The sequence below is a fragment of the Ornithinicoccus sp. genome, from assembly GCF_057176825.1.
This window is the reverse complement of the sequence record NZ_CM169976.1, coordinates 943,557-959,226: the sequence shown is the minus strand read 5'-3', so window position 1 is coordinate 959,226 and position 15,670 is coordinate 943,557. Positions and strand designations below refer to the sequence as shown.

Annotated in this window: 15 protein-coding genes, 2 tRNA genes and 2 pseudogenes; 11 read left to right on the top strand and 8 right to left on the bottom strand. The window is 73.0% G+C overall.

Annotated elements, in window-relative coordinates:
- Window positions 1-16 precede the first annotated feature (16 nt).
- From AC1QRC_RS05035 to AC1QRC_RS05020, 4 genes are all read left to right on the top strand, one after another.
- Window positions 17-1,096, top strand: a complete 1,080-nt coding sequence (locus AC1QRC_RS05035; RefSeq protein WP_484205706.1) for a hypothetical protein — start codon at window positions 17-19, stop codon at window positions 1,094-1,096.
- Window positions 1,086-2,423 carry a sensor histidine kinase gene (locus AC1QRC_RS05030; protein WP_484205705.1) on the top strand — a complete coding sequence of 446 codons (1,338 nt, stop codon included), beginning with the start codon at window positions 1,086-1,088 and terminating at the stop codon, window positions 2,421-2,423. The genes AC1QRC_RS05035 and AC1QRC_RS05030 overlap by 11 nt, the downstream gene beginning before the upstream one ends.
- Complete coding sequence (locus tag AC1QRC_RS05025; protein ID WP_484205704.1) at window positions 2,416-3,066, top strand: response regulator transcription factor; 651 nt, start codon at window positions 2,416-2,418, stop codon at window positions 3,064-3,066. The genes AC1QRC_RS05030 and AC1QRC_RS05025 overlap by 8 nt, the downstream gene beginning before the upstream one ends.
- Before the next feature lie 109 nt (window positions 3,067-3,175).
- Window positions 3,176-4,441 (top strand): MFS transporter, encoded by a 1,266-nt coding sequence (locus tag AC1QRC_RS05020; RefSeq protein WP_484205703.1) that lies wholly within the window; start codon window positions 3,176-3,178, stop codon window positions 4,439-4,441.
- Here AC1QRC_RS05020 and AC1QRC_RS05015 read toward each other — a convergent pair.
- From AC1QRC_RS05015 to AC1QRC_RS04990, 6 genes and pseudogenes are all read right to left on the bottom strand, one after another.
- On the bottom strand, window positions 4,411-4,653 hold the full coding sequence (locus AC1QRC_RS05015) for an alpha-hydroxy-acid oxidizing protein (protein WP_484205702.1): 243 nt from the start codon (window positions 4,651-4,653) through the stop codon (window positions 4,411-4,413). The two genes, AC1QRC_RS05020 and AC1QRC_RS05015, sit on opposite strands and share 31 nt — an antisense overlap.
- Window positions 4,587-5,030, bottom strand: a pseudogene (locus AC1QRC_RS05010) (alpha-hydroxy-acid oxidizing protein); the annotation flags it as partial. The gene AC1QRC_RS05015 and the pseudogene AC1QRC_RS05010, both read right to left, overlap by 67 nt.
- A 14-nt stretch (window positions 5,031-5,044) precedes the next feature.
- Window positions 5,045-5,341 carry an alpha-hydroxy-acid oxidizing protein gene (locus AC1QRC_RS05005; RefSeq protein WP_484205701.1) on the bottom strand — a complete coding sequence of 99 codons (297 nt, stop codon included), beginning with the start codon at window positions 5,339-5,341 and terminating at the stop codon, window positions 5,045-5,047.
- Window positions 5,342-5,450: 109 nt separating this feature from the next.
- A pseudogene (locus tag AC1QRC_RS05000) lies at window positions 5,451-5,681 on the bottom strand (alpha-hydroxy-acid oxidizing enzyme); the annotation flags it as partial.
- Window positions 5,682-5,790: 109 nt separating this feature from the next.
- Window positions 5,791-6,723 carry a GNAT family N-acetyltransferase gene (locus AC1QRC_RS04995; RefSeq protein WP_484205700.1) on the bottom strand — a complete coding sequence of 311 codons (933 nt, stop codon included), beginning with the start codon at window positions 6,721-6,723 and terminating at the stop codon, window positions 5,791-5,793.
- Between the two features lie 48 nt (window positions 6,724-6,771).
- Window positions 6,772-9,033, bottom strand: coding sequence for an MMPL family transporter (locus tag AC1QRC_RS04990; protein ID WP_484205699.1), 2,262 nt, complete (start codon window positions 9,031-9,033; stop codon window positions 6,772-6,774).
- 131 nt (window positions 9,034-9,164) lie between these two features.
- Here AC1QRC_RS04990 and AC1QRC_RS04985 point away from each other — a divergent pair, with 131 nt between their 5' ends.
- Genes AC1QRC_RS04985 through AC1QRC_RS04975 form a run of 3 tightly spaced genes read left to right on the top strand, consistent with a single transcriptional unit; the run spans window position 9,165 to window position 11,852 of the window.
- Complete coding sequence (locus AC1QRC_RS04985) at window positions 9,165-10,451, top strand: sensor histidine kinase (RefSeq protein WP_484205698.1); 1,287 nt, start codon at window positions 9,165-9,167, stop codon at window positions 10,449-10,451.
- Between the two features lie 10 nt (window positions 10,452-10,461).
- A complete protein-coding gene (locus AC1QRC_RS04980; protein ID WP_484205697.1) occupies window positions 10,462-11,139 on the top strand; it encodes a response regulator transcription factor in 678 nt (225 codons plus the stop codon).
- Window positions 11,136-11,852, top strand: a complete 717-nt coding sequence (locus AC1QRC_RS04975) for a DUF4097 family beta strand repeat-containing protein (protein WP_484205696.1) — start codon at window positions 11,136-11,138, stop codon at window positions 11,850-11,852. The genes AC1QRC_RS04980 and AC1QRC_RS04975 overlap by 4 nt, the downstream gene beginning before the upstream one ends.
- On the opposite strand, the gene AC1QRC_RS04970 is transcribed toward AC1QRC_RS04975, so the two are convergent.
- Entirely contained in the window at window positions 11,853-13,076 is a 1,224-nt protein-coding gene (locus tag AC1QRC_RS04970) for a DUF2786 domain-containing protein (RefSeq protein WP_484205695.1), read from the bottom strand.
- Window positions 13,077-13,168: 92 nt separating this feature from the next.
- A complete protein-coding gene (locus tag AC1QRC_RS04965) occupies window positions 13,169-13,612 on the bottom strand; it encodes a GNAT family N-acetyltransferase (protein WP_484205694.1) in 444 nt (147 codons plus the stop codon).
- A 46-nt stretch (window positions 13,613-13,658) separates the two neighbouring features.
- Between AC1QRC_RS04965 and AC1QRC_RS04960 the strand changes: the two genes are divergently transcribed.
- From AC1QRC_RS04960 to AC1QRC_RS04945, 4 genes are all read left to right on the top strand, one after another.
- A complete protein-coding gene (locus AC1QRC_RS04960) occupies window positions 13,659-14,690 on the top strand; it encodes a PHP domain-containing protein (RefSeq protein ID WP_484205693.1) in 1,032 nt (343 codons plus the stop codon).
- Window positions 14,691-14,701: 11 nt separating this feature from the next.
- A complete protein-coding gene (locus AC1QRC_RS04955; RefSeq protein ID WP_484205692.1) occupies window positions 14,702-15,298 on the top strand; it encodes a hypothetical protein in 597 nt (198 codons plus the stop codon).
- Window positions 15,299-15,418: 120 nt separating this feature from the next.
- A tRNA-Glu gene (locus AC1QRC_RS04950) sits at window positions 15,419-15,491 on the top strand.
- 44 nt (window positions 15,492-15,535) lie between these two features.
- Window positions 15,536-15,609 (top strand) — tRNA-Asp (locus AC1QRC_RS04945).
- Window positions 15,610-15,670 lie beyond the last annotated feature (61 nt).

Here is a 15,670-nt window from a genome sequence, read left to right as displayed (position 1 = left end):
GGCATACCCTGAGTCGATGACCGACCAGCCCGACAGGCCGCACGACCGGGGCGCCCACTCCCCCCTGCCAGTCCGGGATGCCGAGGGCGGTGACCGGTTCGAGATCTTCCTGGTCAGCGCCGTGGCCTCGATCGCGGCCACACGCATCTACCTGGAGTTGACCAACTACCCCCAGATCGGCGGGGGCACCCTGCACCTGGCGCATCTGCTCTGGGGCGGGCTGGGGATGCTCATCGGGCTGCTGCTGTGCTTCCTCTTCCTCAGTCGGACGATGCGCAACGTGGCGGCGCTGGTCGGCGGTGTCGGTTTCGGCCTCTTCATCGACGAGGTGGGCAAGTTCGTCACCGGGGACAACAATTACTTCTACGAGCCGGTGGCCGCCATCATCTACGGCACGTTCGTGGGGATGTACCTGATCGTCGACTTCGTCGTGCAACGCCGACCGCTGACCGACCGGGAACGGGTGGTCAACGCCGTCGAGCTGCTCAAGGAGTCGGCCGCACACGATCTGGACGAGACCGAACGGGCCCGCGCCGTGAGCCTCCTGCGGGAGGTCGGGCCGGGCGACCCGATGGCCGCCGCCCTGCTGCGGACCCTGGAGACGCTGCCCGCCCAACCGGAGAGCCGCTCCCTGCTGGTGCGGGGCTACACCGCGCTGCGATCGGCCATCGTCGCTCTGCCCCGCATCGACCTGGTGCGCCAGGCCGCGGTGTTCCTGTTCACCGGCTTCGCCCTGCTCTCCCTCATCGCCCCGGTCTGGCAGTTCGCGCAGGACGTCACGGTGCGCAACACCGTCTACCTCGCTTTCGCCCTCCTGTCGGTGGTGGGGGCGCTGCTGGGCCTATGGCTCTGGCTGCGCGACCGAGTCGGGCCCGCGCTGACCGTCTTCGAGGCGAGCCTGCTCGTGCAGCTCCTGGTGGTGCAGTTCTTCCAGTTGCTCGACGCCCAGTTCATCGGCTTCCTGCCGGTGCTGATCAACCTCGCCCTGCTCGGCCTGTGCCGCGCGCTCCGGGCGCTCCACCGGGACCCGGGCCGGACCGCCGGGGAGCCGGTGGTGCCGGTCGGCGACGAGGAGGAGCCAACCGGTGCGCCCTGACGGCGGAGCCTCGGCCACGGAGGGATCCCGCACCGCCCAGGCCCGCCCCCTGGTGCGCCGCACCGTGTTCCTGCTCCTCGGCGGTGCGGTCGCCGGCGCCTTCCTCATCCTGGCCAGCGCGATCTACGCACCGCTCCAGCCCCAGGCCACCGACGTGATCACCTGGCTGTTCCTGGTGATGACCCTGGTGCCGATGGCCCTAGTGGGCCTGCTCCCCGGGGTGCGGGAGATCCAGGTCGCCGGAGCCCAGTCCCTCCTCGGGGTCGACGGGGTCATGGTCCCCGAGCCGATGCGAGCGCCCCACCGCGTCCGGACCGCACTGTGGACGTTCCTGCACCAGGTGATCGGCGTCCTGGCAGGGCTGCTCCTCGTGCTGTGCGCGCTCACCGTGGTGACCCTCCTGATGATCGTGGTCGGCGCCGGCAGCCTGCAGGCGCCGGGCCTGACGATCGACCGGCCGGGGACGCTGCTCGGCTGGGTCGGGCTGGTGTCGGCCGCGGCCGCGATCACTGCCGGGTCGATCGGCCTGATCGTCGCGGGCGGAGTGGGTGCCGCGTGGTCGGCGCCCCTGCTGCTGGGGCCGCTCGGGGAGGACCGCCTCGCGCTGGCCGAGCAGCGACTGGCCCGGGAGCGCGGCTACCGTCGGGTGTCGCGGGACCTGCACGACGGCGTGGGCCACTCGCTGAGCGCCATCTCGCTGCAGGCAGCCGCGGCCCGCCGGGTCCTGGAGCGGGCTGCCGCCGGGGATCACTCCGGCACGACGACGAACGCGCCGGAAGCGCTGCGGACCATCGCGGAGCTGGCCGACCGTGCGGTCGAGGAGCTGGACCACGCGCTGGCGGTGCTGCGGGAGGACCCGGCCGAGCCCCAAGCGCGGCGGGACCCGCACGACGACCCCGCCGCCGACCGCCGGCCGGTGCGGACGGTCGCAGGGGCGGACCTTACCGGGCTCCCTGACCTGGTGGATGAGCACCGCGCCCGCGGCATGGACCTGGTTGTCCGGGTGGACGCCGACCCCGGTGACCTGCCCGGGGTCCCCAGCCGCACGGCATACCGGGTCTGCGCGGAGGCGTTGACCAACGCGGCCAAGCACGCCGGCGACGGCACAGTCCACCTCGAGGTCGCCGACCGTGGCGACGAGCTGGAGGTGACCGTCCGGAGCCCCCGCCCGCCGGCCGGGAGCGGCACTGACCCGCCCCGGGTCGGCAGGGGGCTGTCGGGACTGCGCGAGGCGGTCGAGCTGGTCGGAGGCCGGCTGGATGCCGGCCCGGTAGCCTCGACCTGGACCGTGCACGCCAGCCTGCCGAGGGGAGTCCGCCGTGGCTGACCGCCGGGTCTCCGTGCTCCTCGCCGACGACGAACCCCTGGTCCGTCAGGGGCTGCGCACCATCCTGGAGTTCGAGCCCGACCTTGAGGTGGTCGGGGAGGCCGAGGACGGCGCCGAGGCTGTTAGCGCCGCCCGCCGGCTCCGACCGGACGTGGTGTGCATGGACGTCCGGATGCCGGGCGTCGACGGGATCCGGGCGACCGAGCGGCTGATGTCCGCGGACCACCCGCCACGGGTGCTGGTCGTCACCACCTTCGAGAGTGACGACTACGTCTTCGCGGCGCTGCAGGCCGGGGCGTCCGGGTTCCTGCTCAAGAGGTCCTCCGCCGAGGCGATCGTCACCGCGGTGCGCACCGTCGCCGCGGGCGAGCACCTCGTCTTCCCCGAGGCCCTGCGGTCCCTGGCGCTGACCCACGTGACCCGCCCCACGGCATACCAGGGCCCGGAGCTGACCGAGCGCGAGCTGGAGGTGCTCACGCTGGTGGCCGGGGGGATGTCCAACCCCGAGATCGCCGCGGAGCTCTTCCTCGGCGTCGAGACCGTGCGCACCCACATGTCCCGGCTGCTGGCCAAACTCGGCGCCCGGGACCGGACCCAGGCGGTGGTCATGGCCTACCGCACCGGTCTGGTGCCACTGCGTTGAGGTGCACCCGCCCGCACGTGCGCGGTAGGATGGGGGCCAAGCACAGGGTTTTGGCACCAGGGGCGGGATGGTGCGGACCAGCCGCACCCCAGGAGAAGCCTTGTCACCCGTGGCGACCTACCGCCGCCTCTTCGCCCTCACCGGACCATTGTATGTCGCGGTCGCCTTCCTCGGACGCCTCCCGTTGGCGATGTCCCAGTTGGGCACCCTGCTGCTGGTCAGCGGTGTCACCGGATCCTACGGAGCGGGGGGCGCGGCCGCCGGAGCCCTCGCGGTCGCCAACGCGATCTGCTCCCCCATCGCCGGAGCACTGACCGATCGTCTCGGCCAGCGGCCGGTCCTCATCGTCCAGTCCGTGGTCGGCGCCACCGGCATGGCGGTGCTCGTCCTCCTCACGGCGCAGTACGCGCCCGGCGACCCTTGGTGGCCACTGGCCGCGGTGGCTGCCGTGGCCGGGGCCTTCACCCCCCAGGTCGGGACCATGGCGCGGGTCCGTTGGCGGCCCATCAGCCGGGACCGCAACGCCGAGCGCCGCGACGTCGTCGACGCCGCGTTCTCCTACGAGGGCGCGGCCGACGAGGCCTCCTTCGTGCTGGGCCCCGCCCTGGTCGGAGCCGTTGCCGCGCTCCTGAATCCGGGAGCAGCCATCCTCACCGCCGCGGCCCTCCTCGGCGCTTTCGGCACCTGGTTCGCGGTGCACCCGACAGCCCGCCTGGTCAGCCGGGCGGCGCGGTCCTCGGTGCAGGCGGGGGCTCGCGTCCCCATCGCCGGTCTGACCGTCCTCGCCCTCGTGCAGCTGTCCATCGGGATGATCTTCGGCTCGGTCCAGACCGGCACCTCCGTGCTGGCGACGGACGCCGGGGAGCCGGGTCTGACCGGACTGTTCCACGCCCTCCTCGGGGTCGGCAGCGTCGCTGCCGGGCTGGCGGTCGTGGCCGTGCCCGACACCTTCCGCTACGAGAGCCGGCTGCGCGTCTTCACCACCGCCCTGCCGGTGCTCGCGCTGCCGCTGCTGGCCGTCACCGGGCTCGGCGGGTTGGCCATCGCCCTCCTCGTGCTGGGGGTGGCCATCGCCCCGTCCATGATCACGACCTTCACCCTCGCCGAGCGGATCACCCCGGCCCAGCGACTGGGTGCGGCGATGACCGTGCTGGCGGCGACCACCGGCCTGGGCTACGCCCTCGGGTCCAGCCTCGCCGGACAGCTCGCCGACCGGGGCGGCCACCAGCCCGCGTTCGCCGTGGCGCTCGGCGCGACGTTCGCCGCCATGCTGCTCTCGCTCGCCGGTGCCCGGACCCTGCGACGCAGCCAGGCCGCCCGGACCGGGGACCAGGCCGGGCCGGATCAGCGCGACTCGGTGACGCCGCCCCGGTAGTCCACCCGGTTGAACCGGGTCAGCTGCGTGACGTGGGAGGGGTTGAGCTCCTCCACCGTGGAGACCTGCAGCAACTGCATGGTGCGCCGCACCTGGTCGGCGAGGATCTGGATGGCACGGTCGACACCCTCGCGCCCGCCGGCCATCAGGCCGTAGAGGTAGGCCCGGCCGATGAGGGTGAACTTGGCGCCGAGGGCCAGCGAGGCCACCACGTCGGCGCCGTTGCATGATGCCGGTGTCCAACATCGACCTCGACGTCCTGGCCGACCTCGCGCGCCACCTCGGGCAGCAGGTGGAACGGCACGGGAGCCCGGTCCAGCTGACGACCGCCGTGGTTGGAAAGCAGGATCGCCGTCGACCCCCAGGTCGGTGAGCTTCTTCGCGTCCTCGAGAGTCTGCACCCCCTTGATGACCGAGCTTGCCGGGCCACATGGCCCGGATCATCGGCCGAGGTCCTCGAAGTTGATCGTCGGGTCCATCGCCGAGTTGAGCAGCTCGCCGACGGTGCCCCCCGTCTCGGAGAGGGAGGCGAACTCCAGCTTCGGGGTGGTGAGGAAGTCGTACCACCACCAGGGGCGCGACGGAGCGCGTTGGCCACCGTCTTCAGGCTGAGCTGCGGCGGGATGGAGAAGCCGTTGCGGGCGTCCCTGCAGGCGGGCACCGGCGACGGGGGTGTCGACGGTGAAGAACAGGGTGTCGAAGCCGGCGCCGGGCGGCGCGCTCGACCAGCCCGTAGGAGATCTCCCGCTGGCGCATCACATAGAGCTGGAACCAGTTGCGTCCGTGCGGGTTGGCCGCCTTCACGTCCTCGATCGAGGTTGTCCCCAGGGTGGACAGGGTGAACGGGATGCCGGCAGCCCCCGCCGCACCGGCACCGGCGATCTCGCCCTCGGTCTGCATGAGGCGGGTGAATCCGGTCGGCGCGATGCCGAAGGGCAGCGCGGAGGTGTCCGCCCAGGATCGTGGTCGAGGTGTTGACCTGGGAGACGTCGTTGAGGATCGCGGGATGGAACTCGACGTCCTCGAACGCCTCGACGGCGCGGGTGAGGGAGAACTCGCCCTCCGCGGCACCGTCGGTGTAGTCGAACGCGGCGGCGGGGGTGCGTCGCTTCGCGATCCGCCGGAGGTCCTCGATGGTCAGGGCGGACTGGAGCCGTCGTTTCTTGCCGTTGAGCTCGACCTTCTTGAACTTCAGCAGCTCAAAGATCTCCTCGGGCTTGGGCGCCTGACGCTGGACCATCGTGGGGCCTCCTGTGCGGGTGGGGGAAACCGGTCGTCTCCGACGAACCTACTGCGGGTCCTTGCCGATCGGCAGTGCGGGGTGGGATGAGCCCGGACCCACCGCGGGCTCACGCCTCCGCGACGTCCCGCTGGTACCGGGAGATCACCCGCACGGTCCGGTACCCGACGGAGGTGTAGAGCCGGTCCGCCCCGGTCGGACTGGTGCTGTCCACCTCGAGCTCGCTGGTCTGCTTCCCCGCCTCCCGGGCGGCCCGGAGCGCGGCCAGGAGCACGTCCTTGCCCAGGCCCCGACCCCGCGCCTCGCGGCGGGTGCCGACCAGGTCGATGTGGACGGTGCCGGGCACGTACTCGCTGGCCACGGCGTAGGCCACGACCCGGTCACCGTGCAGCACGATCCGGCTGAGCTCCTCCCGGTAGGCCACCGACGCGCCCCAGTGCGCCCATTGATCCGCAGCGATGGGGCTGGAGTTGCGGTGGTCCCGGAAGGCGTCGTTGTGCGCCAGGCGGACCGCCTCCCAGTGCTCGTCGCGAGGCACCACCGCCGTCGTGGGCAGCCCGGGATCGGCCCACGACGCCAGGTCCGCCTCCATCGTCTGGAAGTAGTTGTCGGGGACGTAGCCCTGCTGCTCCAGCAGCCGCTGGGCCGTGGAGTCCGCCAGCCCACCCGAGGTGCGGAGCCGGACCGACGCCCCGGGCAGACGCTCTCGGGCCAGCGCGGTGCCGCGCCGCTCCAGGCGGGACAGCAGCGCCGCGCCCAGCCCCTCCCCCCGACGGCTGGGGTGGATGGCACCCTGGAGGGAGGCCATCGCCCGGCCCTCGACCAGGTCGTCCCGGACCACGACGAAGCCGGCACCCACCAGGTCCTGCCCGTCCCATGCAGAGACGGTGTCCGCGGCCGGGTCGAAGCGAGGCATCGTGAAGACCTCCGCGACCACCTCCTCGGGGGCCGAGTCCCCCGTGTCATCGGCCTCGGCGACCGTGTTGAACAGCACCGTCAGGGCCGGCACGTCGTCGGGGGTCAGGGGGCGCCAGGTGGGCATGACAGCCATTCTGCCGTGCCCACCTGGCAGGGACGCCACCGCGAGAGTTCAGTGGTGCCACCTCGGGAGCCAGGACGGACCGGTGTGCGCCCGGTCGCCCAACAGCCCGAGCAGCGCCGGGAGCATGATGCCGCGCACGATCGTGGCGTCGAGCAGGATCGCCACGGCCAGGCCGACGCCCAGCTGCTTCATGTCCAGGATCGACAGGGTCCCGAAGATCGAGAACACCCCGACCATCACCGCCGCGGCGCTGGTCACCACGCCCGCGGAGCGGGCCAGCCCGAGCCGGATCGCGTCCCGGGGCGAGGCACCGGCATCGCGGGCCTCCCGCACCCGACTGGTCACGAAGATGTGGTAGTCCATCGACAGACCGAAGAGCAGCACGAACAGCATGAGCGGCAGCCACGCGGCGATGGAGCCGGTGGAGGTGAAGTCGAGCAGCCCCTCGGCCCACGTCCCTCCGAAGACGAGCGTCATGACCCCGTACGCGGCGCCGACCGACAGGGCATTGAGGGCCACCGTGACCACGGCCAGGGCCGGTGACCCGAACGAGACGGTCATCACGACCAGCGTGAGCGCGAGCACGAACCCGACCACCCAGGGCAACCGGTCGTCCATCCAGCCGGTGAGGTCGGTGACCGCGGCCTGCCCACCCAGGTGGATCTCGACGTCGGGGACCCCGTCCAGGGCGGACCGCACCTCGGGCACCACCTCGGCGCGCACCTGCTCGACGAGCTCCGGCAGCCGGTCGTCGCTGCCGTTGACCGACAGGCCGATGTTCCACAGGCTGACCGTGCCGTCGGCCGAGGTCTGGACGTGGTCGTCGGCCGCGCTCACCAGGTCCAGGGACCCGGCGGTCTCACCGGCCGCGAGCAGCGCCTCCTCGACGTCCGCCGCAGCGTCGGCGGGTGCGCGGACCACGACCTGGACGGCGTCGGAGTCGGCCGGCACGGCCTGCTGGAACTGGTGGTAGGCGCGCACCGACGCCAGGTCCTGCGGCAGCGTCTCCACCCCACCGAGGGCGGTGCGCATCCCGAACGCCGGGACGGTCAGCGCGACGAGCACGGTGCCGACGACAGCGGCCCAGGCGAGCGGGCGACGGGTAACGCGCCCGGCGAGTCTGCCCCAGAAGCTGTGCACGGAGCCGCGCCGCGCCTCCCGGCGCCGGGTGAAGGGCAGACGCAGCCCCTCCACCTTGTCCCCCAGGACGGCAAGGACCGCCGGGAGGGTGATCGTGGCGGCCAGCACCGCGACGCCGACCACGAGCATGGCGCCAAGCCCGAGGGAGGTGAACATGCCGCCGGCGACGAGCATGCCGGACATCGCGATCACCACGGTCAACCCCGAGATGGCCACGGCGCGACCGGCGGTGCCCCCGGCGATGACGATCGAGTCCTGCACGCTCGCACCCGCGAGCCGTTCCTCCCGGGCGCGGCGCAGCACGAAGAGCGCATAGTCGACCCCGACGGCGAGCCCGATGAGCAGCACGAGGCTCTGGCTGTTCGGGTCGACGGCCACCACCCCGGTGGAGACCAGCGCCGTGAGCCCCAGCGCCACGGCCACGCTCCCCAACCCCAGCACGAGCGGCACCCCGGCTGCCACGACCGCCCCGAAGGCCACCAGCAGGATGAACAGGGTGACCGGCACGGAGAAGATCTCCGCCCTGACGAAGTCCTCACCGATGGTCTGGTTGACCTCGGCATCCAGCGAACCCTGCCCGAACTGTCCGACCTCGAGCCCGGGGTGGGCGGCGGCCAGGTCCTGGGTGACGGCCAGCGCAGGATCGAGCTCGGCCGCAACCCCGTCCCCATCGGCCACCATCTCCAGCGGGAGGACCAGGCTGCCGTCGACCCCCGGGAAGGGCTCGCCGGCGTCGACGACCCCCGGCACACCCTCGTATGCCGTGGAGAGCTCGCGCGCGAGGTCGGCCGCCTCCCCGGGGGCCAGGGGCCCCTCCGGGTCGGTGACGATGACGAACTCGGTCGGGACCTCGCCGAAGTCGGCACCGTCGACGACCTCCGCGGCCACCGCCGAGTCCCCGACCAGCTGTCCGCCGTGCTCCTGGGTCTCGATGCCCACGCCGACGGTGACAGCCACGCCGGCCACCACGACGAGCAGGGAGCCAAGGAGCACCAGCCAGCGGTGCCGCACCGACCACAGGGTCAGCGCGCTGCGGGGAGGGTCGGGGCGCTCGGGTCGGTGGGCGCCGGGCGCCACGTCCGGGGTGCGCCTCGTCTGGTCGTAGTCCTGCGCTGGTGGGACGTCCGCGACGTCCACGAGCACCGTGCTGGGGTCCTGGTTCGGGGTCATGGATCCAGACTGGCGACGCCGCTGCGCCGGCACACTGGCGCCGGCGCCCGGATCCACCGGGGGGTTACCCCCACCCCGGCACGGGGGCTGCTCGGGTGCCCCCCGGCCTGCCCCGTCCCTACTGTTGAGGCATGGCACCCGCTCCGACCCGCACCCCGCAGCGCCGTCTGTGGGCCGAGGGTTGGCAGCACGTGGTCTTCCTCGTCCTCAACCTGGTGACCGGCCTCCTGGCCCTCACGATCGCCCTGTGCCTCCTGGTGGGGACGCTCCTGCTCGCCGCGGCCGGGGCCGGCCTGGTGCTCCTGGTCCCCGCCCTCTGGCTGGCCCGGCTCTTCGCCCGCGAGGAGCTGGCGCGGATCGAGGTGTTCACCGGCACCAGGATCCGCCCGGACAACCACCGACCGGAGCCGGGGTGGGTCCAGGTGTTGGGCCTGACCCGGGTGCACCGCCGGTCGGCGGCCTTCACCGCGCTGCACGCACTCTGGGGGGTGCTGACCGGGACGTTCGTCGCCGGACTCGCGGCCACGGCCCTGGCACTGCTGGCCATGCCGCTCTACGCGACCCGGATCCCCCAGGAGGGGATGACGGTGCTGTGGCTGATCAACGTCAGCACCACCGGCGAGCGCGTGGTGACGTGGCTGGTGGCGCTGGGCACCCTGCTGCTGCTCCCGGTGCTCTCCCGCCACCTGACGGTGGTCGACACCCTCCTTGCCCGGTCGCTGCTGGGGGTGGACCCGGACGTCGAGATCGCCCGGCTGTCCGAGCGGGTGCAGACCCTGTCCCAGTCACGCGCCGAGACCGTCGACTCCGTCGAGTCCGAGCGGCGGCGGATCGAGCGCGACCTGCACGACGGGCCCCAGCAACGTCTCGTGGCGATCGCGATGGACCTGGGCATGGCCCGGGAGCGTCTGGCCGAGGACCCCGGCGGCGCGGCGGAGCTGCTCGACAAGGCCCACCTGGCGTCCAAGGAGGCGATCGTGGAGATGCGTCAGGTCGCGCGTGGGATCACCCCGCCGATCCTGGCCGACCGGGGGCTGGACTCGGCCGTCTCCGCGCTCGCCGCCCGCTCCCCCGTCCCGGTCCGGATCGAGGCCGGCGGCGTCGGCCGGCTCGACCCGACCACCGAGGCGATCGCCTACTTCTGCGTCTCCGAGCTACTCACCAACGTCGCCAAGCACGCCCGGGCGGAGCGGGCCGTCGTCCGGCTCTCCCTGGAGTCCGACCTGGACCCGCCGGTGCTCGTGGTCGACGTCGAGGACGACGGCGTCGGTGGTGCCGACCCCCGCCACGGCACCGGCCTCCTCGGGCTGCGGCAGCGGGTCACCGCCGTCGACGGCACGATGCAGGTCACCTCCCCACCAGGCGGTCCCACCCGCGTCCTCATCACCCTGCCCCAACGACCCGCCCGACCACTCTGAGGAGCCACCGATGCCTACCCCCGTCCCCGTGGTCCTCGCCGAGGACTCGGTCCTGCTCCGCGACGGCCTGGTCCGCCTCATCACCGAGGGCGGCTTCGAGGTCGTGGCCGCCTGCCCGGACGCCGAGACCTTCCTGACCGCCGTCGAGCAGCACCGTCCCGGTCTCGTCGTGGTCGACGTCCGGATGCCGCCGACCTTCACCTCGGAGGGGATCCGGGCCGCCCTGGAGGTGCGCGAGCGCTACCCCGAGACCGCCGTGCTGGTGCTCAGTCAGTACGTCGAGGAGCAGTACGCCACCGAGCTCGTGGCCAGCCGACCCAAGGGGGTGGGCTACCTGCTCAAGGACCGGGTCGCCGACACCAAGGAGTTCATCGCCGCCCTCGGGGAGGTCGCCAGGGGCGGGACCGTCCTGGACCCCGAGGTCGTCCTCCAGCTGCTGTCCCGGGCCCGCCACACCGATCCGCTGGCCCGGCTCACGCCGCGGGAGCGTGAGGTGCTGGCCCTGATGGCGCAGGGACGCACCAACGCCGCGATCGCCGAGCGCCTCTTCATCGGGGCCGGCGCGGTGGAGAAGAACGTCTCCTCGATCTTCGGCAAACTCGACCTCCCGCCGACCGACCAGGACCACCGCAGGGTGCTGGCCGTCCTGCGGTGGCTGGGTCAGGACAGCCCCGGGGAGCCGACATGACCCGCTCGACCAGCCGTGCGCTCCGCGTCCTCGGGGCCCTCGTCGCCGTCGCCATCGTCCTCGGGCTGGCGGTGCCCGCCGTCGCCCGGATGCTGGAGCACACGGTGGAGTCCCAGCACACCCTGCCCCCGGAGGCCACCCGGGTGACCGTCGACTCCGACGTGGGCAGCCTGACCATCCGGGCGGCCGGACCCGACGAGGCCCCCCGGGCGGTCGCGGTGGCCCGCTCCAGCTTCCGCGAGCCCCGCGTCGAGGTCCGGACGGACGGCGACAGGGCCACCCTGCACGCCCGGTGCACGGGGCTGAACTGGGTGGAGCGCTGCGAGGTCGCCTGGGACATCGTGGTGCCCGCCGGGGCCGACGTGGACGTCCGGACCGCCGTCGGGGACGTCGCGGTCACCGGGGTCGCGGGCAACCTGACCGCCCACACCAGCGTCGGCGACATCACCGTGGCGCAGTCGGGCAGCGCCACGGTGGACCTGCGCAGTTCGGTGGGCGATGTCGACATGACCCAGGTGGTCGTCCCCGAGGCGGTCAGCGTCCGGACCAGCACGGGTGACGTGCGGGTCACGGTCCCCGGCGACGCCACCTACCGGCTGCAGAGCAGCACCTCCATCGGGGAGACCCGGAGCGCCGTCGGCGACGACCCGGCATCGGAGCGGGTGCTGGACCTGCAGACTTCGATCGGCGACATCACGGTGTCCCGGAACTGATCAGGCGCTGCCCCTGCCCAGGGCCTCGCCACGGGCCAGGTCGGCCCGGTCTGCCGCTGCCCGGCCCCGGTGCCAGCCCTCCGGGTCACTCACCCGGCTCGTGGAGCGTCTCACGAGGGGAAACAACGCGTGGGTCGCCCGCTCCACCGCGACGGAGCGGGACGCGAGCACGGGGAGGACGTCCGCCCCCGCTCGTCCTCGGGGCAGGTCCGTGCCCTCCTGGAGCGCGCCCCGCACGGCCGCACCGGCGTCGGGGCCGGTGCCGTCGGCCCCGCCACCGGTCGCCAGGTCCACCTCGGCGGCGGCGACCTCCCGGAGCCGCTCGCCGATCCGCTGGGCGAAGGAGGTGAGGAAGGCGTGTCGGAAGGCACGCGTGCGGGACCGGCCCCCCAGCTCGGCCCGCGGACCCTCGCGCTGCACGGCGGCGCTGGCCTGGACCAGCAGGGAGGTGAACAGCAACTCGACCGCGCGCAGGTCGGGGGCAAACCCGACCACGGTGCTGAAGCCGAACTGCTGGGCCCACACGGCGTGACACCGGTTGGCCTCGGCGACGACCGACAGCAGGAGCGCCTTGGCCTGCTCGTAGGGACGGTCGACGCCCAGCCGGACGGCGTCCGGGGCGGTGTCGTCGGGGTCGGCCGCATCGAGCATGGCGGCGTCGATGCTGTGCCGCGACATCAGCGCCTGCGCCCCGGCCGTGAAGGTCTCGGCCTCCGCCTCGAAGGTGGTGGACTCCGCCTTGGCCAGCAGCGCGCGGACCCGTCCCAGGATCCTCTCGTCCGCGGCCCTGGCACGCTCCGCGGCGGCCCGTGCGGTCGCGGTGGCCTCGCCGGGCAGCGGCCCGATCCGCTCCAGCTCCGGCAGGCGCGACAGCGCCACCAGCAACTCCCGGGTCGCCCGGTAGACCGTCGCCCACTCGCCGCCCTCCCGGGCCCACCGGGCGGACGGGAAGTCGGTCTCCCTGCCCCACCAGACCCGCGCGCCGAGCTCCCGGAGCTGGGCGTCCCACCGCGGGTCCACCGAGTCCGACGGGTAGCCGCGCACCTCGTCCGCCATCGCGTCCGGCAGGACCGCCAACGGCGCGGCCCCGAGCGTGCGGGTCAGGTACCGGTGCAGGTCAGCCGGTTGCCAGCCGTGGCGCCATGCCCGCCCGATCAGCTCCCGCGACAGCTGGACCAGCGCCCTGGCCTCTCCGGTCCTGGATCGTCCGTGCCCCTGTGTCATCGTGCCCCCTCACCCGGCCCGCGCCGGGACCTGCTGTCCCGGGCCCCCGGGCCGGTCCCAGCCTGGCATGCGGTGGGGCTACCGCGGAGCGCTCATCCACAGGCGCGGCGCACCATCGGGAGGTGCGGGATCCCGTCCTCCACGTAGTCGGGGCCACTGCGCTCGAAGCCGAACCGGCCGTACCAACCCTCCAGGTGGGCCTGGGCGCCGATCCGGATCTCCTGGGGACCGATCCGGTCGATCGCCTCGCGGACCAGCACCGCGGCGTAGCCGTGGCCACGGTGCCCCGCGGCGGTGGCGACCCGGCCGATGATCATGCAGTCAGGGTCGGTGAGGACGCGCACGGTCGCCGCGACCGCGCCGTCGACCTCCACCCACAGGTGCTCCGTGCCGGCCTCGTCGTCGCGCCCGTCCAGCTCGGGGTAGGGACACTCCTGCTCGACGACGAAGACGTCCACGCGCAGCCTCAGGAGCGCGTACAGCTCGGCGGGAGTGAGGTCGGCGAAGCGGGAGGTCCGCACGATGGGCTCGGTCACACCGGACAGGGTATGACGAGGGCCGGGTGCCGCGTACCGTCTCACCATGAGCATCGAACCGGTGGACGCCCTGCGCAGGATCGGGTTCCTGCTCGAGCGCAGCCGTCAGTCGACGTACCGCGTCAAGGCCTACCGGGAGGCCGCCTCGACCCTGCTCGGCCTGCCCGAGGACGACGTCCGTGCCCGGGTCCGCAACGGCACCCTCAAGGACCTGCCCGGGATCGGCCCGTCCACCGCCACGGTCATCGAGCAGGCCGTCGCCGGGGAGATCCCGGACAAGCTGGCCGAGCTGGAGGCCGAGGCCGCCGGTCCGCTCGTGGAGGGAGGCGAGGAGGTCCGCGCGGCCCTGCGGGGCGACCTGCACAGCCACTCCGACTGGTCGGACGGCGGCAGCCCCATCGAGGAGATGGTCGCCTCCGCGATGGAGCTGGGCCACGAGTACCTTGCCCTGACCGACCACTCCCCCCGGCTGACCGTGGCCAATGGGCTGACGGCGGCACGGTTGGCCAAGCAGCTCACGCGCGTCGACGCCATCAACCGTCATCTCGGGCCGTCCTTCACGCTCCTGAAGGCGATCGAGGTGGACATCCTCGACGACGGTTCGCTGGACCAGACCCGCGAGATGCTGGACCAGCTGGACGTCCGCGTCGCCTCCGTCCACTCCAAGCTGAAGATGGAGTCCTCCGCGATGACCCGGCGGATGATCGCGGCGGTTGGCGATCGGCATACCAACATCCTGGGCCACTGCACCGGGCGACTGGTCGAGGGGGGCCGGGGCACGCGAGCCCAGAGCAGCTTCGATGCCCGCGCCGTCTTCGAGGCGTGTGCCGAGTCGGGCACGGCGGTCGAGATCAACTCCCGTCCCGAACGCACCGACCCGCCGGACGACCTACTCACGCTGGCGATCGAGACCGATTGCCTGTTCGCCATCGACACCGATGCCCATGCCCCCGGGCAACTGGACTTCCAGGCCTACGGCTGCGAGCGCGCCCAACGGCTCGGGGTGCCCCTCGACCGGGTCGTGAACACCTGGCCGCTACCGGAACTCCTCGCGTGGGCGAACCCAGCCCGGGCGTGATGCAATGAGTCATGAGTTGGAACACGCTGTTGATCGTGGTGCGCGACCGCTCGATCGCGGACCTGGCCGGGCAGGGCTGGCAGCCCACCGGCACCGCGACGACCGGTGACGAGGCGGCGACGACACCCCTGGAGGGCATCGCTGCCGTGGAGATGCCGGCGGGGGTGCTCCTGATCGACGCCTCGATGGCGGCGGTCGACGTGGCACCCGACCTGGCCCGTGCCCTGGGCACGGAGGTCGTCACGGCCCTGTTCGCCGGGGTCTCCGACGGCTACTGGTGGCGGGTCGACGGCCCCGAGGGGCTGCGCCGGGAGTGGGGCCGCTCCGTCGAGGACATCACCGTCGACCACGGCGACGCGCTCCCCGAGGAAGGCGGGGTGGAGTGGCTGGACGAGGACTCGCTGTTCGGCCTGCTCGAGGCCCGCACCGGCCTGGGTCAGGAGTGGCTGGAGTCCCCGGCCCAGCCGTTGCTACCGCCCGGGGGCGCCGCCTCCGAGCCGCCGGTCGCGCCCCGTCCGGCGGAGGGCGCCCCGCCTCCGGCCCAGAGCACGCAGCCCCCTCCGCAACGCCGCGGGTTCTGGGCCCGGCTCACCGGCCGCGGCCGTTGATCGCGGGTCGTGACCCTGACCGAGCACTCGCTTTGGAGTTTGGGCCCCGGCTCACGTATGCTTCCCGACGTCCTCGACGGAACCGGGCTCCGCTTGGCGGCGAGGGATCGTTAGGACAAGGTCCCCATCGTCTAGCGGCCTAGGACCCCGCCCTTTCACGGCGGTAACACGGGTTCGAATCCCGTTGGGGATGCGGTGTCCCTCCGTGGGACACTGGAGGCACACCGGCCTACACCAGGCCTCGTGGCGCAGTTGGTTAGCGCGCCGCCCTGTCACGGCGGAGGTCGCGGGTTCGAGTCCCGTCGAGGTCGCAGAGCCGAGGGGCCGCTGCTCTCAGCCGAGAGCAGCGGCCCTTTGCGTTCTCCGGTGACC